This is a genomic window from Nocardioides sp. S5, from assembly GCF_017310035.1.
Classification (GTDB): Bacteria; Actinomycetota; Actinomycetes; order Propionibacteriales; family Nocardioidaceae; genus Nocardioides.
Genome location: NZ_CP022296.1, coordinates 2,474,753 through 2,492,919, shown reverse-complemented (window position 1 = coordinate 2,492,919; position 18,167 = coordinate 2,474,753). Strand labels below are relative to the sequence as shown.

The 18,167-nt window shown below is 71.3% G+C and carries 16 protein-coding genes; 13 read left to right on the top strand and 3 right to left on the bottom strand.

Going from position 1 to position 18,167, the window contains the following annotated elements; translation table 11 throughout:
* Positions 1 to 31: 31 nt before the first annotated feature.
* The 6 genes from CFI00_RS12290 (at position 32) to CFI00_RS12265 (ending at position 7,746) form a co-directional block, all read left to right on the top strand.
* Positions 32 to 1,492, top strand: coding sequence for an NAD-dependent succinate-semialdehyde dehydrogenase (locus CFI00_RS12290; RefSeq protein WP_242532355.1), 1,461 nt, complete (start codon positions 32 to 34; stop codon positions 1,490 to 1,492).
* Complete coding sequence (locus CFI00_RS12285) at positions 1,489 to 2,523, top strand: Ldh family oxidoreductase (protein WP_207081444.1); 1,035 nt, start codon at positions 1,489 to 1,491, stop codon at positions 2,521 to 2,523. Before CFI00_RS12290 ends, CFI00_RS12285 begins: the two co-directional genes overlap by 4 nt.
* A 1-nt stretch (position 2,524) precedes the next feature.
* Positions 2,525 to 3,739 (top strand): iron-containing alcohol dehydrogenase, encoded by a 1,215-nt coding sequence (locus tag CFI00_RS12280; RefSeq protein ID WP_207081443.1) that lies wholly within the window; start codon positions 2,525 to 2,527, stop codon positions 3,737 to 3,739.
* Positions 3,740 to 3,754: 15 nt separating this feature from the next.
* Positions 3,755 to 6,262: a glycerate kinase gene (locus CFI00_RS12275; protein ID WP_207081442.1), complete on the top strand. Its 2,508-nt coding sequence runs from the start codon at positions 3,755 to 3,757 to the stop codon at positions 6,260 to 6,262.
* A 25-nt stretch (positions 6,263 to 6,287) separates the two neighbouring features.
* Complete coding sequence (locus tag CFI00_RS12270) at positions 6,288 to 7,172, top strand: NAD(P)-dependent oxidoreductase (RefSeq protein ID WP_207081441.1); 885 nt, start codon at positions 6,288 to 6,290, stop codon at positions 7,170 to 7,172.
* A 247-nt stretch (positions 7,173 to 7,419) separates the two neighbouring features.
* A complete protein-coding gene (locus CFI00_RS12265) occupies positions 7,420 to 7,746 on the top strand; it encodes a DUF202 domain-containing protein (protein WP_207081440.1) in 327 nt (108 codons plus the stop codon).
* 746 nt (positions 7,747 to 8,492) lie between these two features.
* Here CFI00_RS12265 and CFI00_RS12260 read toward each other — a convergent pair.
* Entirely contained in the window at positions 8,493 to 8,762 is a 270-nt protein-coding gene (locus tag CFI00_RS12260; RefSeq protein ID WP_207081439.1) for a hypothetical protein, read from the bottom strand.
* Between the two features lie 156 nt (positions 8,763 to 8,918).
* On the opposite strand from CFI00_RS12260, the gene CFI00_RS12255 reads away from it, so the two are divergent.
* Positions 8,919 to 10,397: a phospholipase D-like domain-containing protein gene (locus CFI00_RS12255; RefSeq protein ID WP_207081438.1), complete on the top strand. Its 1,479-nt coding sequence runs from the start codon at positions 8,919 to 8,921 to the stop codon at positions 10,395 to 10,397.
* Between the two features lie 9 nt (positions 10,398 to 10,406).
* On the opposite strand, the gene CFI00_RS12250 is transcribed toward CFI00_RS12255, so the two are convergent.
* Both CFI00_RS12250 and CFI00_RS12245 read right to left on the bottom strand, forming a co-directional pair.
* A complete protein-coding gene (locus CFI00_RS12250) occupies positions 10,407 to 11,333 on the bottom strand; it encodes a threonine/serine dehydratase (RefSeq protein ID WP_207081437.1) in 927 nt (308 codons plus the stop codon).
* 32 nt (positions 11,334 to 11,365) lie between these two features.
* Entirely contained in the window at positions 11,366 to 12,847 is a 1,482-nt protein-coding gene (locus CFI00_RS12245) for a sulfatase (RefSeq protein ID WP_207081436.1), read from the bottom strand.
* Between the two features lie 239 nt (positions 12,848 to 13,086).
* On the opposite strand from CFI00_RS12245, the gene CFI00_RS12240 reads away from it, so the two are divergent.
* The 6 genes from CFI00_RS12240 to CFI00_RS12215 are packed head-to-tail and all read left to right on the top strand — an operon-like array spanning position 13,087 to position 18,121.
* Positions 13,087 to 14,460 (top strand): hemolysin family protein, encoded by a 1,374-nt coding sequence (locus CFI00_RS12240; RefSeq protein WP_207081435.1) that lies wholly within the window; start codon positions 13,087 to 13,089, stop codon positions 14,458 to 14,460.
* Positions 14,450 to 15,514 (top strand): hemolysin family protein, encoded by a 1,065-nt coding sequence (locus CFI00_RS12235; protein WP_207081434.1) that lies wholly within the window; start codon positions 14,450 to 14,452, stop codon positions 15,512 to 15,514. Before CFI00_RS12240 ends, CFI00_RS12235 begins: the two co-directional genes overlap by 11 nt.
* Positions 15,515 to 15,528: 14 nt before the next feature.
* Positions 15,529 to 16,134 carry a CDP-alcohol phosphatidyltransferase family protein gene (locus CFI00_RS12230; RefSeq protein WP_207085491.1) on the top strand — a complete coding sequence of 202 codons (606 nt, stop codon included), beginning with the start codon at positions 15,529 to 15,531 and terminating at the stop codon, positions 16,132 to 16,134.
* Positions 16,127 to 17,032: a DUF881 domain-containing protein gene (locus tag CFI00_RS12225; RefSeq protein ID WP_207081433.1), complete on the top strand. Its 906-nt coding sequence runs from the start codon at positions 16,127 to 16,129 to the stop codon at positions 17,030 to 17,032. Before CFI00_RS12230 ends, CFI00_RS12225 begins: the two co-directional genes overlap by 8 nt.
* The gene (locus tag CFI00_RS12220; RefSeq protein ID WP_207081432.1) at positions 17,029 to 17,361 is read left to right on the top strand and encodes a DUF1290 domain-containing protein; all 333 of its coding nucleotides are present in this window, start codon (positions 17,029 to 17,031) and stop codon (positions 17,359 to 17,361) included. The genes CFI00_RS12225 and CFI00_RS12220 overlap by 4 nt, the downstream gene beginning before the upstream one ends.
* Positions 17,354 to 18,121: a DUF881 domain-containing protein gene (locus CFI00_RS12215; RefSeq protein ID WP_207081431.1), complete on the top strand. Its 768-nt coding sequence runs from the start codon at positions 17,354 to 17,356 to the stop codon at positions 18,119 to 18,121. Before CFI00_RS12220 ends, CFI00_RS12215 begins: the two co-directional genes overlap by 8 nt.
* Positions 18,122 to 18,167 lie beyond the last annotated feature (46 nt).

Here is an 18,167-nt window from a genome sequence, read left to right as displayed (position 1 = left end):
CATCAACCCACCACCTCACAGGAGACGACGCATGAGTGAGCCCATGAACGTCCTAGCCCCCGAGCACCGGCGGCTCCGGATCGGCGACACCTGGCGCGACGCCGCCGGCGGGGCCACCTTCCACGTCGAGGACCCGGCCACCGGCAAGATCATCGCCGAGGTGGCCGACGCCAGCCCCGAGGACGGGCTCGCCGCCCTGGACGCGGCCAGCGATGCCATGGCCGCGTGGGCCGCGACCCCGCCGCGGAAGAGGTCAGAGCTGTTGACCGCGACCTACCGGGCGCTCACCGAGCGGTCCGAGGAGGTCGCCCGGCTGATCACCCTCGAGATGGGCAAGCCCCTCGCCGAGGCTCGGGGGGAGGTGGCCTACGGCGCCGAGTTCTTCCGCTGGTTCGCGGAGGAAGCAGTACGCGTCGAGGGGCGCTACAACGTCGCTCCCGCAGGGGGCTACCGCATCCTCACCGTGCCGAAGCCCGTTGGGCCGTGCGTCTTCGTGACGCCCTGGAACTTCCCGTTGGCCATGGGCGCACGCAAGATCGCGCCTGCGCTGGCGGCAGGCTGCACGACGATCACCAAGCCAGCTGGCCAGACGCCACTCACCATGCTGCTCCTGGCCCGGATCATGGAGGAGGTCGGGGTGCCCCCGGGCGTCGTCAACGTCGTGACGACCGAGCGTTCCGGCGAGGTCGTCTCGGCACTGCTGGCCGACCCTCGGACCCGCAAGCTGTCGTTCACCGGATCGACCGAGGTCGGCCGGGTGCTGCTCCGCCAAGCGGCCGACAACGTGCTCCGCACCTCCATGGAGCTCGGTGGCAACGCGGCCCTGATCGTGTGCGCTGATGCGGACCTCGACGTCGCGGTCGCCGGCGCGATGGTGGCCAAGATGCGCAACATCGGGGAGTCCTGCATCGCGGCGAACCGGATCTATGTCGAGGAGCCGGTGCGCGAGGAGTTCACGGCGCGCTTCGCCGAGCGGATGGGCGCACTGTCAGTGGGCCACGGCCTGGAGGACGGTGTCGAGGTCGGGGCGTTGATCGACGAGGCATCGGTCACCAAGATCGACGAGCTCGTCACCGATGCGGTCGAGCGTGGTGCCCGTGTCTTGGTGGGCGGCGAGCGTCCGGTCGGCCCCGGCTACTTCTATCCGCCGACGGTCCTCGTTGACGTGCCCGACGACGCTCGGATGCTCGAGGCGGAGATCTTCGGCCCGGTGGCGCCGATCATCTCGTTCACGTCCGACGACGAGGTGATCGCGAAGGCCAACGACACCGAGCACGGCCTGGTCGGCTACGTCTTCACCCGTGACCTCCAGCGTGCGCTCCGGTTCACCGAAGGGCTCGAGACCGGGATGCTCGGCATCAACCGTGGTCTGATCTCGGACCCGTCGGCTCCGTTCGGTGGGGTGAAGCAGTCCGGGATCGGCAAGGAGGGGTCGCACGAGGGCATTCTCGAGTACCTCGACGTCACCTACGCGGCGATCGACCTGCCGTGACCGATCTGCTCCGGGTGTCGGTCGAGGAGCACCTCGCCGTGTCCACGAACGTCCTGACCGGCCTGGGGGTTCCGGAGGGGCCGGCGCGTGACCAGGCTGAGCTGCTGCTGGAGGGGGACCTGCGCGGCCACGCCTCCCACGGCATCCGCCGCCTCGACATGCTCGCCCAGCGGCTGCGCAGCGGAGCCGTGCACGCGGCGGCGCGGCCGACGAGCACCTGGACCACGGCCTCGGTCCTCGTGGTCGACGGTGACGGCGGCCTCGGACCGCCGGTCGCCCGGCAGGCCGTCGAGGAGCTGGTCGCCAAGGTCGCAGAGACCGGGGTGGCGGTCGCCGCCGTCCGCAACGCGAACCACCTCGGCATGCTGGCTCCGTACGTCGAGTCGATGGCCTCCGCAGGGGTCATCGGCATCGCACTGACCACGAGCGAGGCACTGGTCCACCCCTGGGGTGGGACGCGGGCCATGGTCGGCACGAACCCGTTGGCCGTCGCAGTGCCGGTGCCCGGGGAGGAGCCGGTCGTCCTCGACATGGCGACCGGTCAGGTGTCCCGGGGCAAGGTGCTCGACCACGCCGCTCGGGGGCTGCCGCTGGCACCCGGCGACGCTGTCGACGCCGCCGGCGTTCCCACCACGGATGCCGCGGCGGCGGTCGACGGAGCGATCAGCCCCTTCGGCGGCCCGAAGGGCTACGCCCTCGGGCTCATCCTCGAGGTGCTTGTCGCGACCCTGACCCGCACCTCGCTCGGCGAAAACGTCCGCGGGACCCTCGACCCGACCGATCCGTCCACCAAGGGCGACCTCTTCATCGCGATCGACCCGACGGCGTTCGGATCCGGCGCCGCCGCAGTCGCCTCCTACCTCGCCGCCCTCCGGGCCACCCCGCCAGCCCCCGGACACGGCCGTGTCCTCGTCCCCGGAGACCGCGCCCGAGCCACCCGCGCCACCAACCTTGCCGACGGCGTCCCGGTCTCCCAGCGGACTTGGACGCGCGCCCGACAGATCGCCGCCGACGTTCCAGAAAGGCACTGACATGCTCGAGACCGTCCGTGGACCACGCCAGCTGATGGTGGGCGAAGGAGTCGCCGAGAACATCCCGCGCGTGGTGGCCGAGTGCGGCCTGCGGGTCCTCATCGTGACCGACCGGGTGCTCCTCGGTCAGCCGAGGGTGGCCGAGCTCATCGCCGCCGTGCAGGACAACGTCGCGGCCGTGGGGGTGTTCGCCGACGCGACACCCGACGTACCTCTCACAGACGTCGATCTGGCCGTCTCCGCCGCCGCAGACGTCGACGCCGACGTGCTGCTCGCCATCGGGGGTGGAACGGTGATCGACCTCGCCAAGATCGTCGGCGTCATCCGGCGGTACGGGGGGACCCCGCGCGACTACTACGGCGAGTCGAAGGTGCCGGGGCCGACGATGCCCCTCGTGGCCGTGCCGACGACGTCGGGCACGGGCTCCGAGCTCACACCCGTCTCGGTGCTCACCGACCCGGAGCGGGAGCTGAAGGTGGGGGTCTCCAGCGTCCACATCGTGCCCGACTTCGCGATCGTCGACCCCGAGCTCACCTACACCTGCCCCGCCACCGTCACCGCCCACTCCGGCATCGACGCCTTCTGCCACGCGGTCGAGAGCTACACCTCGGCCCCCCGCGCCCACGAACCACGCGACCTGGTCGAGCAAGTCTTCCTCGGCCGCAACCCGATCACCGACCACTACTCCCTCCAGGCCGCCGAGCGCATCGCCCGGAGCCTGCGCCGGGCCGTGCGCGACGGCGGGGACGCGCAGGCGCGCGCGGACATGTCCTACGGGTCGGTGCTCGCAGGGCTCGCGTTCTCCCACGCCGGCAACGGCGCCCCGCACGCCCTGCAATACCCGATCGGCGCGGCCACCCACACCCCCCACGGCCTAGGAGTCGGGCTGCTGCTGCCCTACGCGCTGATCGCGGCGCGAGCCGCGATCGAGGACCGGCTGGCCGTCCTAGCGGGCGTGTGCGGGCTCGACGTGTCCGGCGCCTCGGAGTCGGAGGCGGCGAGTGAGTTCCTGGACTGGCTCGTGGGGCTGCTGGCCGACATCGGCATCCCCGCCACCCTGGGGGACATCGGCGTCGATCGCGCCGACCTCCCGCGCTTCGCAGAGATGGCCAGCGGCGTCACCCGCCTCATCCAGAATCACCCCGGCCCGACGGACACCGTCGCGCTGACCGCGATCCTCGAGGCCGCCTGGGCAGGGGACACGTCCGCGCGATGAAGGGATGAGGACACGATGATCCGAGTGCTCGTCGCCCCCGACAAGTTCAAGGGCTCCCTGGCCGCAGCCGACGTTGCCGACGCCGTCAGCCGCGGGATCGTGGCGTACGCCCCGGAGACGGACGTGCGCTGCATGCCGGTGGCCGACGGCGGGGACGGCACCCTGGACGCCGCCGTCGGCGCCGGCTTCGAGCGCGTCCAGGTGACCGCGACGGGACCGACCGGTGAGCCGGTGCGCACGGCGTACGCGGTCAAGGACGGGACGGCAGTCGTGGAGATGGCCGACGTCTCCGGGCTGGCCCGGTTGCCCGGAGGCACGCCGGCACCGTTGACGGCCACCAGCCGGGGGACCGGCGAGGTCATAGCGCGGGCCCTCGACCACGGGGTCACCCGCATCGTCCTCGCCATCGGTGGCAGCGCCTGCACCGACGGCGGGGCCGGCCTGCTGCAGGCGCTTGGCGCCACCCTGCGTGACGAGGACGGCGGGGAACTGGGATCGGGGGGCGCGTGCCTGGGACAGGTCGCCGAGATCGACCTGAGCAGCCTGCACCCTCAGCTCCCCGGGGTCGAGATCGTGGTCGCCTGCGACGTGGACAACCCCCTGACGGGGCGCATGGGCGCCGCGGCGGTTTACGGCCCGCAGAAGGGTGCGACCGACCAGGACGTGGAGCGGCTGGACGCGCACCTGTCCCACTGGGCCGACGCCGTCGCGCGGTGCACGGGCGCCGACCACCGTGACCGGCCGGGGGCAGGCGCCGCGGGCGGCGTCGGGTTCGCCGCGATGGCAGCGCTGGGCGCGACGCTGCGCCCGGGGATCGACCTGATGCTCGACATGCTCGGGTTCGACGAGGCGGTCGGGGGCACCGATCTTGTCGTGGTCGGCGAGGGCTCCTTGGACGAGCAGACCCTTCACGGCAAGGCGCCGCTGGGTGTGGTGCGGCGAGCGCGTGCCGCCGGGGTGAGGGTCGTAGCCGTCTGCGGACGCACGACGCTGGACGACGAGCAGCTGCACGGTGCCGGGATCGAGGCGGCATACGCCTGCGCCGACCTCGAGCCCGACGTCGAGAGGTGCATGGCCGAGGCTGCGGCGCTGCTCGAGCAGCTCGGCTGCCGGCTCGCCCGGGAGCAGCTCCCGGCCGACGTCCGCGCCGCGATTCGCGCCGGTCGCGCAGCCACCGGTCGCCGGATCGCCGTCCTCGACGACGATCCGACCGGGTCGCAGACGGTGCACGGCGTCGGCGTCGTCACGGTGCTGGACCCGGCGGAGTACGCCGCAGCGCTGGCCGAGCCGGGGTCGACGGCCTTCGTCCTCACCAACACCCGCAGCCTGCCGGGGGACGAAGCGGCCGGGCTGACGCGCAGCGTCGCGGAGGCACTCTTTCGGTTCGCGGAGGAGCGCGGACTCCCGGTCGACGTCGTCTCCCGCAGCGACTCCACGCTCCGTGGTCACGTCATCGCCGAGGTCCGCGCGATCGACGCCGCCAGGCGGGCGGTCACCGGTCGCGGCTACGACGGCGTGCTGCTGGCTCCCGGCTACTTCGAGGCCGGCCGTTTCACCTGCGGCGACGTGCACCGGGCCACGGTGGGGGGCACGGTGGTCCCGGTCGGCGAGAGCGAGTTCGCCCGCGACGCGTCCTTCGGCTACGCATCCTCCGATCTCAAGGACTTCGTGGCCGAGGCCAGCGGCGGTGCTGTGTCTGCGGCCGACGTCGTCTCGATCTCGCTCGACGACATCAGGACCGGAGGGCCCGACCGAGTCGCGGAGATCCTCGGCAGTGTGACCGACGGCGGGTTCGTGGTGGTGAACGCGACCGACTACGCCGACTACGAGGTCGTCGTCCTCGCGCTCCAGCGGGTCGAGGCGACCGGCCGGTCGTTCCTCTGTCGCACCGGACCGTCATTCGTGCGGGCGCTGGCCGGTATCGAGCCCCGGGAGCCGCTGACCCGGTCCGACATCTGGCCGGAGAAGCGCCCGCACGGCCACGGCCTCGTGGTCGTCGGCTCCCACGTGGGGCTGACCAGCCGGCAGGTCGTCGTGGCCCAGCAGCGCGGCGGCGTCGCCGAGGTCGAGCTGGACGTGCCGACCCTGACCGACCCCCACTCGCGCGACGCGCACGTCGCGGCGGTTGGGGTGCTGGTCGCGGAGACGCTGGCCACCTCCGACGTCCTGCTGTTCACGAGCCGCGCGCTCGTGCGCGGCGGGGGCGGCGACGACAGCCTCGCGATCTCGCGCGCCGTCTCGACCGCCGTAGTCGAGGTGACCCGGGCCGCACTCGCCGGTCGACCCGCGTGGGTCGTGGCGAAGGGCGGCATCACCTCGCACGACGTCGCCGTCCGCGGCCTCGGCATCCGGCGCGCGGAGGTCCTCGGGCAGCTCTTCCCGGGAATCGTGTCGGTCCTGCGGCCCATCGAGGCTGCGCCCGAGGCCGTCGGGGTCCCGTACGTGGTCTTCGCTGGCAACGTCGGCGACGAGAACACCCTGGCCGAGGTCATCGGTACCTTCGCGCCCGGACCTGGCGCGTGAACCCGTGACGAGAGGCGGCACCGAGATGGCACGAGTGGGATGGATCGGACTGGGAGCCATGGGCGGCCCGATGTCGGCCGTGGTGGCGCGGGCGGGGCACGCGGTAAAGGCCTTCGACACCAACCCCGCAGCGGTGGCCGAGGCCGCCCGCGACGGCATCGTCGCCGCGACCGACGCTACCGATGCGGCCCGCGAGGTCGACGTGCTGGCGCTCATGGTGGCCACGCCGGACCAGGCAGAGTCGGTGCTCTTCGGCGACTACGGGGCGGCGTCCGGGCTCCGGTCTGGTGCGGTCGTGCTGGTGATGGCCACCGTCGGCCCGGGGCCTGTGCTCGCGTGGGCCGAGCGGCTGGCTCCGCTGGGCGTCGCGCTGGTCGATGCGCCGGTGTCGGGGGGCGTGGCCCGGGCGGCGGACGGCGACCTGCTGATGATGGTCTCCGGCAGCACCGACGCCCTCGCCACCGCCCAGCCGCTCTTGGACTCGATGGCGCGCATGGCGCCGGTCGTCGGCCCCGTACCCGGCGACGGCCAGAGGGTGAAGCTCGTCAACCAGCTGCTCTGCGGGGTCCACATCGCCGTCGCCGCGGAAGCCCTGGCATTCGCGGAGGCCCTGGGGCTCGACGCCGGCAGCACGTGGGAGGTGCTCCGCCACGGTGCCGCGGCCTCGTTCATGCTCGGCGACCGTGGCGCGCGGATGGTGGACGACGCCTCGGACGAGGTTCGCAGTGCCCTCGACATCTTCGTCAAGGACATGGGGCTGGTCCTCGGCGCGGCCCGTGACCACGCTTACCCGGCACCGTTGGCCTCCGCAGCCGAGCAGCTGTACCTCGCCGGTCGCCGAGCGGGCCTCGGCCGTCTCGACGACTCCTCGCTCATCGACATCCTCCGCGGACGAGCCGTGGTCGCATAGGCACGTGGCGCCACTTTGACCGACCGCGCCGCCGCTTGCCGGTCCTGGCTCTGATGACCCGGTCTGGGGGAGAGCGCGGAAGCGGCTCCGTCGTCGTGCCGACTGCGGCCAGCACCGGGCCGGGAGTCCTACAACCTGTGGGTAAATCCAGCGCTGATCCCTGCCAGCGATCCGGCCCGGATCGGAGGCGCCTCGGTGAGGTCCTCGAGGGGAGCTGTCGGATGCTCGTGGATGTCAGACTGCTGACATGACCGACGGCGACGTGGATCCGCGCTACTCATTGGCCAATGAGCGGACCTTCTTGGCCTGGATCCGCACCTCGCTCGGCATGCTGGCGGCGGCCGCCGGTCTGGTCGCTCTTGACCTGCCCTGGCCGGCGTTCGCTGAACGCGGTCTCGCGGTTTGTCTCGCGGGGGCGGCGGCAACGTCTGGCTTCATCGCGTGGGATCGCTGGCGGAAGGTCGAGGCGGCGATCATGGAAGGTCGCCCCGCGCCACCGCCTCGAGCCCATGTCTTCCTTGTTGTCGTCGTCGGACTTGTTTCGACAGCGGTCGTCGTCTTGGTCCTCGTCTGAACCGGCAGCCGGGAAACTGGACATTTTCGGTCGACGTCCATGCCTTAACGAACTCGACAACACGACTGCATGCACCGGCGCCGCGATAGGCGGGGGGTTGGCGGTCCAGGGCGAGACGGTCCTCAAGGATGGTCCGCCTGTCGGCACCGACCGGCTCACCGGCAGCGGCCTCATCTGATCCGCGCTTCTCCCTATTCGATGGCTCCATGCCCATAGGGTTCAAGCGTTCCTCCCAACCGGGTGGCCTGATACGTGGCGCCGGTAGAACCGGCGGCAATTCCGAAGAAGCGACGGGGCACTCGCGTGATGCACTTCCGATGCGGATACTCGCGGGTTGCGGAGTGAAGGCGGCGGGCCTAGTGCCGGAACCATGAGGCCCGCCGCGCTGGCTCTTTACTAGTCGTAAACCCCGGCAATGTCGGGCCTGTTTGCGCTACACCGAGCAAGATGGCGCACCCGCCCTGCTGGTGTTCCTGCAGGTCAGGAGGTGTCTCGGCGCCCAAACGCAAGGAGGGGCCAAGTGCCTGCTCAACGTCAGGGGGTCGCAGGTTCAAATCCTGTCAGCCCGACCGATAAATTCAGGGCCCTGATCTGCAAAACCGCAGGTCAGGGCCCTGTCGCATCCACAGCCCAGGAGCGCAGTCGAGCTCCGAGCATGTGACGTCGGGGCAGAGTGGGGGCAGCTTCCGCCTCGTCGTGCGTCGTCTTGACCGCCACGGGGATGGGCGCTCGCACTGGGGTCGGGGTCATTCCCGCGGACCTGCGCGTCGGTCGCCCGAGCGCTGCCGCACGACGATTGCGATCGCGAGCACCGGGCCGGCGACCAGGAGGGCGACGTCGGCCAGCGCCAGGAGCGTCGATGCCTCGAGCACGTCGGCGGGGCGGGCCGCATAGCCCTCCTCGAGTCCCAGGGCGATGTGCAGGTTCACGACGACGATGGTCGCGACGAGCAGCCCCGCGAGCGCCGCGAACGCGTATGCCAGTGCCGCGCCCGGGCGTGGTGCTCTCCTCGACATCGGCGATCTCCTGACGGGGTGGGGCCGTGTGATGGGACCCACCGCAGGGGTGTGCGCGGACCGACAACTTTGTGGGTTCGGGGGGCGTCACTGACAGTAGTACCGCATCCGCTCAGACGAACGTTGCTGCCCGCGGCAACCAGGAAGGCTGAATTCGTGTCGAGATCGTTGGTCCTGCTGTCCCTGTGCCTGGTGCTGGGGGCCCCGCTCTCGGCGGTGCCCTCCGCGACGGCAGCCGATGCCGCGAGCAGTGGGGCGGTGGCGGCCGCGCAGCCGCGTACGGTCGCTGCGACCTCGGTGGCGGCGAAGGTGGACCGCAAGCGGTGGAAGGCGCCGCAGGGCCCGTTCTTCAACGATCCGCGCCGCAAGAAGGGCTGGTTCCGCATCGAGCGGAAGGTCATCGACACGATCAAGCACACGCGCAAGGGATCGACGATCCGGATCGCGGTCTACTCCTTCGACCGCATGCCGGTCGCGAAGGCGCTCATCGCCGCTCACCGGCGAGGCGTGAAGGTGCAGATGATCCTCAACGACCACCAGTACACGCGGGCGATGCGAGCGGTCCGCAGGGAGATCGGTGCCAAGCGCTACCGCTCGAGCTTCATCTACCGGTGCACCGCCGGGTGCCGCAGCAAGCAGAACCAGTACAACAACATGCACACGAAGTTCTACTCGTTCTCCCGGGCGGGCCGGTCGAAGGACGTGCTGGCCGTCGGGTCGGCCAACCTGATGCTCAACGCCGACAAGCACCAGTGGAACGACCTCTACTTCACCTCCGGCGACCACGAGCTGTTCCGGCAGTTCGTCGGACTCTTCAACGACATGCGCAAGGACTACGACACGCGGCAGCCCCCGCAGTTCTTCTGCGGCACGCCCGCCAACGGTGTTGCGTGCGACGACTCGGTCGACAAGCACACGGTCTGGGCCTACCCCAAGCCGTCGGGACCGCGGAACGACCTCGTGCTCGACACGCTCGGCAAGGTGCAGTGCCTGACCCCGGACGGTTCCGGCGGCCAGACGCGCAGCCGCATCGCGGTGTCGATGCACACCATGCGCGGCAACCGCGGTGACTACCTCGCCGAGGCCATCCGGCAGAAGTGGGCCGAGGGATGCAAGGTGCGCGTGATGTACGGGCTGATCGGCTACCACACCAAGCGGGTCATCGGCGCTCCGACGGCGCGCGGGCGGATCCCGCTGCGGTCGACCGGTCTGGACTTCAACCCCGACGACGACTACGACCTCAACAAGGACGGCAAGGACGACCTGATCCTGTCTGTCTACAGTCACCAGAAGTACATCGCGATCCAGGGCAACTACAACGGCAGGCCCGACACGCACATGGTCGTGACGGGTTCGGCGAACTGGGCCAGCCTCAGCCCCGGCAACGACGAGGTCCGGATGACGATCCGCGGCAGGACGCTGACCCGCAAGTACGTCAGGAACTTCAACTACCAGTGGAGGAACAAGCGCAACTCGCGCAACGCCTACACCACGACGTACGTGAACTTCCGGGTCGCGCGACAGGTGCGCGACGAGGACGGCTCCACGCGCACCGTCTGGCGTACGGTCCGCCGCCCCGTGGTGACCATCGAGCCGGACCCCTACCGCCCGGGGCCGTACTGGGAGAACGACTGAGGCTGTGCCTCACGCCAACGAGGTGAGGTCGGTGTTGGCGCCGCACACCACGACGGCCACCCGTTCGCCGGGAGCCGGCACGTAGGCGCCCGAGAGCAGCGCCGCCAGCGCTGCGGCGGCGCCGTGCTCGGAGGCGATGCGGTAGCGCTGCCAGAGGTGGTCGCGCGCGGCGACGATGTCACCGTCGTCCACCAGCACCGACACCGGGGCCTCGAGCCGCGTCGCAGCGAGCGCCAGCTCCCCGACGCGCCGGGCGCCCAGCGAGTCGGCCGCGACGCCGGAGACCTCGACGTCGACGGGTCGACCGGCCGCGATGGCGTCGTGGAGCGTCGGGATCCGTCGCGGCTCGACGGCGACGACCCGCGCCCGTCCCCGCACCGAGGCGGCGACGCCGGCGTAGAGCCCGCCGCCGCCGACCGCCACCACGATGGTGTCGATGCCCGGCTCTTCGTCGAGGACCTCCTCGGCGAGGGTGCCGGCGCCGGCAGCGACCTCGGGCTGGTCGTAGGCGTGGGCGTACGCCGCTCCGGCCTCCCGGGCGAACGCCAGCGCGGCCTGCTGCGCCTCGGCGTACTCCGTGCCGGCCAGGCGTACGTCCGCGCCGTAGCGCCGGATGCGCTCGACCTTCACCACCGGTGCGGTCTCCGGGACGAACACCGTCGCGCGGACGCCGAGCTCCCGGGCGGCGTACGCCTGGGCCAGGCCGGCGTTGCCCCCGGACGCCACCACCACGCCGGCGTCGCCGAGCTCGCCGCGCTCGATCGCCGCGAGCTGGCGGTTGAACGCCCCGCGGGTCTTGAAGACTCCGCAGTGCTGGAGGAACTCGCACTTGAGCCACAGGCCATCGGAGTCCGACGGTGCCAGCAGGGGAGTGCGGCGCACGCGGCCGGCGATCCGCTCGCGGGCGCCCAGGACGTCGTCGCGGGTGATCGTCACAGCACCAGTATCCGGGTCGTCACCGGATCGGATCAGGAGGACGGGGCGGGCACGGGTCCGAAGACCTGGTTGCAGGTCCAGCCCGCGCAACCGACCAGGTCGGTGCGCCTCAGCTCGAGCGCGGCCCGGGCCCCGGCGTAGTCCGGGTCGTCGACGAGGTTCACCGTCTCGTCGGGGTCGAGCAGCCGGTCGTAGAGGAACGCGTCCACGCCGTCGGTGCCGTAGAGGTAGCGCTCGGTGCGTACGCCGCGGTGCGACCACCCGTCCCCGAGGGTGCGGCCGGTCTGGATGAGGGTGGTGTCGCGGAAGGTCTGTTCCTCCCCGCGCAGCGTCGGCGCGAGCGAGGTGCCGTCGACGAGCCACTGCGGGGCCACGTCGGTCAGCGCGGCGAAGGTGGCAGGCAGGTCGACGAGGGTCACCGGCAACGAGGAGGTGGAGCCGGACTCGATGCCGGGCCCGCGCACGAGCAGCGGCACCTGGAGGGCCTCGTCGGTGAGCACGTCCTTGCCGACGAAGCGGTGCTCGCCGAGCGAGTAGCCGTTGTCGGAGGTGAACACGACGTAGGTGTCGTCGAGGACGCCCTGCTCCTCGAGGGTCCGCACCAGGGATCCGACGGCGCGGTCCACGGACTGGAGCGAGCGGAGCCGGGCCGTGTTCTCCTCGGCGACCTCTGCGCGGGAGACCGGGGCGAGCCGACGCAGGTAGGCCGGCTGGTCGCTCACGTCGGTCTCGTTGAAGGCGGGGGAGTCGAAGGCCGAGGGCCGCTGGTCGGTGAACAGGTCGCGGTCCTGGGGCTCGGCGGGTGGCAGGCCGCGCCCCCCTTCGGCGGCGATCCGGTAGTGGGGGGCCAGGTGCCAGGCGTAGACGACGAACGGGTCGCCGCTGGCGGCGAACTCCCGGATGTCGGAGTTGGTGCGCTCCTCGATGACCGAGGTGACGTAGCTGTCGGTGAACCGCTCGGGGTCGCCGTCGCCACTCATCGTGAAGTCGACGTAGTCGTAGACGCCGCGGGTGAGGGCGTTCCAGTGGGTCCAACCGGCCGGGCGGGCGTCACCGGGGTGGTAGCCGTTGAGGAACTTGCCCACGAACCCGGTGCGGTAACCGCTGTCGCGGAACCACGAGCTGGCCTCCTGCGTGGGGTCGAGCGCGCTGAACCCGCCGTGCACGCCGCGGTTGTGCTGCACGCCGTTGTTCTGCGCGTACTGCCCGGTGGCCAGCTGCGCCCGCGCCGGGCAGCACAGCGGGTGCGGCGAGATGGCGTCGGTGAACTCCATGCCCTGGTCCGCGAGGAGGCGGCGCGTGATCGGCATGTGGTCGAGGTCGTCGTCGCGCATGTCGTCGGTGAGGACGAACACGATGTTGGGGCGTGCGACGGCACCGGGCGCCTGCGTCGTCTGGACCATGCGCACCGACTCGGAGCCGCGCGCGTCGCCGTCGGAGGCCGTCACGGTCGCGAGGGTGGCGACGAGCACCACGAGGAGTGCAGCCGTCACCGACTGTGCCCACGAACGCATCTGTGTCATTCCCCCGCCGGGACCGTCTCGGTCCTGTGTCTCGCCCCAGGTGTGGGGGCCAGACTAGGGCGGGCGGGGGTGCGTCCCCAAAGCGACACGACGACTGGGGCGCAGCCGGTTCCGGCCGCTAGTCTGAGGACTCGCCGACGCCGATGCCACTGCCCCGAAGGAACCCACGCGCCGACCATGGACGACAGTCAAAGTCCCCGCACGACCGCACTGAACGACCGGTGCGCGTCGTGACCCCCCTCCTCCTGCTCCTGCTGTCGCTGGCCCTGGTGGCCGCCTGCGGTCTCTTCGTCGCCGCGGAGTTCTCCTTCGTCACCGTCGACCGACCCAGCGTCGAGCGCGCCGCTGCCGAGGGCGACGAGGGCGCACGTGGCGTGCAGCTGGCCCTGCGGTCGCTGTCGACCCAGCTCTCCGGCGCCCAGGTCGGCATCACGGTCACCAACCTCGCGATCGGCTTCCTGGCCGAGCCCGCGATCTCCGACCTCATCGACGGCCCGCTCGCCGCCGCCGGCACGCCCGACTCGGTGGTGACGCCGCTGTCGCTGGCACTCGGCCTCGCGCTCGGCACGGTCGTGACGATGATCTTCGGCGAGATGGTGCCCAAGAACATCGCCATCGCCCGTCCGCTGCAGACCGCCCGCACGACGCAGGGCTTCATGCGCGGCTTCACCGCCCTCACCAAGCGCCCGATCCGGGTGCTGAACGGCTCCGCGAACTCCATCGTGCGGCGCCTCGGCATCGAGCCGCAGGAGGAGCTGCGCTCCGCACGCAGCTCCCAGGAGCTCGCGTCCCTCGTGCAGCGATCGGCCGACCAGGGCACGCTCGACGCCGACACCGCCGAGCTCATGGAGCGTTCGGTCGAGTTCGGCACCCGCACCGCGGGCGAGATCATGACGCCCCGGGTGCGCACCACCACGGTGGAGGACGGGGACCGGGTGTCCTCGATCATCGAGCTGGCGCGCCAGACCGGCCACTCCCGCTTCCCGGTGCTCGACGCCGAGGACGTCGTGGTCGGGACGGTGCACGTCAAGCACGCGGTCGCGGTGCCCGTCCACGAGCGGGCCACGACACGGATCAAGCACGTCATGGTCCGTCCCGTCGTCGTGCCCGACAGCCTTCGTCTCGACCCGCTGCTGGCGCTGCTGCGCCAGGACGGGTTCCAGATGGCGGTCGTGCTGGACGAGTACGGCGGCCACGCCGGGATCGTGACCCTCGAGGACGTCGTCGAGGAGATCGTCGGGGACATCTCCGACGAGCACGACCGCCTCGGCGCGCGCATCCGCCAGCGGCGCGACGGCAGCTGGACACTGTCCGGACTGCTGCGTCCCGACGAGGTCGAGGACGTCACCGACGTCGAGCTGCCCGACCACGAGGACTACGACACGGTCGCGGGCCTGGTGATGCGCGAGCTCGGCAAGATCCCCGCGCCCGGCGACCGCGTCGAGCTGCCCGTGCCCGACCGCAGCGAGCCGCACGAGCCGCGGGAGCGCCTGGTGACGCTCACCGTCGAGCGGATGGACGGCCTGCGCATCGACCGCATCGAGCTCCGCGTCGTCCAGACCGCGGAGCTGGCGAGCCAGCAGGGGGCCTCCGATGAACAGTGACCTCTTCGGCGTCGGCCTGGCCGCCGTCCTGCTCGGCCTCAACGCCTTCTTCGTCGGTGCCGAGTTCGCGCTGCTCGCCGCGCGCCGCAGCCAGATCGAGCCGCTGGCGCAGGAGGGCTCGCGTGCGGCACGCACCACGCTCCGCGCGATGGAGAACGTCTCGCTCGTCATGGCCGGCGCCCAGCTCGGCATCACCGTCTGCTCGCTGGGTCTCGGCGCCATCGGCGAGCCGGCCGTCGCCCACCTGCTGGAGCCCCTGTTCCACGCGGCACGGGTGCCTGACGACCTGCTCCACCCGGTCTCCTTCGTGGTGGCGATGTCGATCGTGGTCTACCTCCACGTGGTCCTGGGCGAGATGGTCCCGAAGAACATCGCCCTCGCCGGTGCCGACCGCGCCGCGATGGTGCTGAGCCCGCCGATGATGGTGATCGTCACGGTGCTCCGACCGGTCATCGCCGGGATGAACATGGTCGCCAACGCGGTGCTGCGTCTGCTGCGCATCGAGCCCAAGGACGAGGTCCACTCGAGCTTCACGCGCGAGGAGGTCGCGGCGCTGGTAGAGGAGTCGCGCGGCGAGGGCATGATCGAGGCAGACGAGTACGACCGCCTCGCGGGCGCGCTCGGCTTCACCGAGAAGTCGGTGGCCTCGATCGTCATGACGCCCGACGGCCTCGCGACCGTGGCGCCCGGCTCGACGGTCGCCGATGTCGAGGCCCTGTGCGCCGCGACCGGTTTCAGCCGTTTCCCGGTCGCCGCAGCGGACGGCACGCTGCTGGGCTACCTCCACATCAAGGACGCGCTCGAGTCCGACGACGACAAGCGTTCGCGGGTCATCGAGGACAAGTGGATCCGCCCCTTCGCGTCGGTGCACCCCGACGACCTGCTCCACGACGCGCTCGAGAGCCTGCAGGCCAAGGGCGCCCACATGGCGCGCGTGGTGCAGCGCGACGGTGAGGTCATCGGGCTCGTCACGCTCGAGGACGTCCTCGAGGAGCTGGTCGGCGAGATCCGTGACGCCGCGCACCACGACGTGTCCACCGTCGACGCCACCTGAGTGCTGGATAGGGTCTGAGCGTGTCCGAGGAAGCGTCGCGCGTCTGGACCGTGCCCAACATCGTCAGTGTGGTGCGGCTCGCCGGTGTGCCCCTCTTCCTCTGGCTCGTGCTCGGGCCGGAGGCGGACGCGATCGCGCTGGTCGTGCTGATGGTGGCCGGCTTCACCGACTTCCTCGACGGGTGGCTGGCGCGCCGGCTGAACCAGTACTCCCGGCTCGGCGAGATCCTCGACCCGGTCGCGGACCGGCTCTACATCCTCGCCGTCGTCATCGGGCTCTACCTGCGCGACATCATCCCGTGGTGGGTGGCGCTCGCGCTCCCGCTGCGCGACCTCCTCCTGTGGGGACTGGTGCCGATCCTGCGCACCCGGGGGTTCTCCGCGCTGCCGGTGCACTTCCTCGGCAAGGCAGCCACGTTCAACCTGCTCTACGCCTTCCCCCTGCTCCTCCTCGGTGAGGGCGACGGCGTCGTCGCCACCCTCGCGCGCAACTTCGGCTGGGCCTTCGCGTGGTGGGGGATCGGCCTCTACTGGTGGGCCGGGGTGCTCTACGTCTGGCAGGTGCGCACGCTCCTGCGCGACACTCCACGACGTACGTCTCCGGCGACCGACCATGGCTGAGCCGCGACCGCACAGCGGGCGGACCACCCAGGAGGCCGCGCGGCCGCTGCCCGACCACGTCACCACGCCGCTGCTCTCCCTGATCACCGCGCGGTCGATGGACGAGGACTACGCCCACGTCGCGCAGAAGCGCGCGGCCGCCGGCCTCGAGCCGGCTCCGGGCCCCCCGCGCCCGCACTGGACGAGCATCGCGGCCGTCGCGCTGCTCGGCGTGATGGCCGCTGTCGTCGCGGCGCAGACCGACCGGCAGGCGCCCGTCAACGAGCTCAGCCGCGCGGCCCTGGTGGAGCAGATCGAGCGTCGCAGCGACACCCTCGAGGCGCTCCAGGGCCAGGTGGGAGAGCTGACGCAGTCCAACGCCGAGACGGCCGTCACCAGCACCCGCACCCAGGGCCAGCTCGACGACATCCAGACGCGGCTGCGTCGCATCGAGCTGGTCACCGGGTTCTCGGCAGCCCGCGGCCCCGGGGTGCGCCTCACGGTGGAGAACCGACCCGACGTCGACGTCAACGACGAGATCCGCGACGAGGACCTGGCGTTCCTCGTCGACGGGCTCTTCGAGGCCGGCGCGGAGGCGGTCGCCGTCAACGACCAGCGGATCAACCTCCTGGGCGGGATCCGCAACACCCTTCGAGCCATCCACGTCAACGGTCGCCCGATCAACCCGCCGTACGTCATCTCGGCCATCGGCGACCCGCAGACCCTGCAGGCGCGCCTGCTCCAGACGAGCCAGGGGCAGGAGTGGTTCAACCGCGTCAACTTCTACGGATTCGTCTACGACGCCGAGAATGTCGACGACATCCGCCTGCCCGCTGCGCGTGAGCGCGTGCTGCGTGATGTGATCGAGCTCAACGCCGACCCGGACGGCGTCCAGGATGGAGGGGGGAGCGCGCCGTGATAGCCGCCCTTGGCCTGCTCATCGGCATCCTCGCGGGGCTGGTGTTCGCCCCCGACGTGCCGCTGAGCCTGCAGAACTACCTCCCCATCGCGGTGGTGGCTGCGCTCGACGCCGTCTTCGGTGGGCTGCGGGCCTATCTCGACGGGATCTTCGACGACAAGGTCTTCGTGGTCTCGTTCGTCAGCAACGTGGTGATCGCGGCCGCGATCGTCTACCTCGGCGACCAGCTCGGCGTCGGCGCCCAGCTGACCACGGGCGTGGTCGTCGTGCTCGGCATCCGCATCTTCTCCAACGTCGCCGCCATCCGGAGGCACGTCTTCCATGCCTGAGCAGGAGCCCGTCCCGACGCGCAAGGACGTCGACCCTGACCCGGGGCGCGACCGGCTGCGAGGTGCGCTGACCCGTCCCTCGCGGCGTCAGGCGGTGGTGGCGGTGCTGCTCGCCGTGCTCGGGTTCGCCGTCGTGGTGCAGGTGAGGGACACCCAGGCCAACGACACCTACGCCGGGCTCCGCGAGAGCGAGCTGATCCAGGTGCTCGACGGCCTGACCGGCACCGCGGAGCGGGCCCGCCGGGAGGTCGAGCGTCTCGAGAGCCGCCGCGACGAGCTGCGCGACGAGAGCACCCGGCGCTCCGCGGCGCTCGACGAGGCCGAGCAACGGGTGCGCACCCTCAACATCATCGCCGGGCTGGTGCCGGTCACCGGGCCGGGCGTGCGGGTGACGATCACGGAGTCGACGACCCGGGTGAGCGTGGGCTCCCTGCTCGACACCGTGCAGGAGCTGCGTACGGCGGGCGCGGAGGCGATGGAGATGAACGACTCCATCCGGCTCGGCGCCGACAGCTCCTTCGAGGACGCGATCGGCGGCATCGAGCTCGACGACCAGGTGCTCGAGCCGCCCTACGTCCTCGAGGTGATCGGCGACGCCCCCAACCTGCGCACCGCGCTGACGTTCTCCTCGGGCCCGGTGGAGACGTTGCAGACCCTCGACGGCGCGACGGTGCGCATCGAGGAGCTCGAGAAGATCGAGATCATGAGCGTCCGCGAACCCACCCGACCTGACTATGCGGAGTTCAGCGCGGACCAGTAGCCTGCCGGGCAGTCCGCCGCAGCACCCCGACCGGCATCCAGCACCA

Excerpts from the sequence above, each read along its gene's own strand:
- CFI00_RS12290 (WP_242532355.1), top strand. The coding sequence starts at position 32 with ATGAGTGAGCCCATGAACGTCCTAGCCCCCGAGCACCGGCGGCTCCGG.
- CFI00_RS12280 (WP_207081443.1), top strand. The coding sequence starts at position 2,525 with ATGCTCGAGACCGTCCGTGGACCACGCCAGCTGATGGTGGGCGAAGGA.
- CFI00_RS12275 (WP_207081442.1), top strand. The coding sequence starts at position 3,755 with ATGATCCGAGTGCTCGTCGCCCCCGACAAGTTCAAGGGCTCCCTGGCC.
- CFI00_RS12270 (WP_207081441.1), top strand. The coding sequence starts at position 6,288 with ATGGCACGAGTGGGATGGATCGGACTGGGAGCCATGGGCGGCCCGATG.
- CFI00_RS12265 (WP_207081440.1), top strand. The coding sequence starts at position 7,420 with ATGACCGACGGCGACGTGGATCCGCGCTACTCATTGGCCAATGAGCGG.
- CFI00_RS12260 (WP_207081439.1), bottom strand. The coding sequence starts at position 8,762 with ATGTCGAGGAGAGCACCACGCCCGGGCGCGGCACTGGCATACGCGTTC.
- CFI00_RS12245 (WP_207081436.1), bottom strand. The coding sequence starts at position 12,847 with ATGCGTTCGTGGGCACAGTCGGTGACGGCTGCACTCCTCGTGGTGCTC.
- CFI00_RS12235 (WP_207081434.1), top strand. The coding sequence starts at position 14,450 with ATGAACAGTGACCTCTTCGGCGTCGGCCTGGCCGCCGTCCTGCTCGGC.
- CFI00_RS12225 (WP_207081433.1), top strand. The coding sequence starts at position 16,127 with ATGGCTGAGCCGCGACCGCACAGCGGGCGGACCACCCAGGAGGCCGCG.
- CFI00_RS12215 (WP_207081431.1), top strand. The coding sequence starts at position 17,354 with ATGCCTGAGCAGGAGCCCGTCCCGACGCGCAAGGACGTCGACCCTGAC.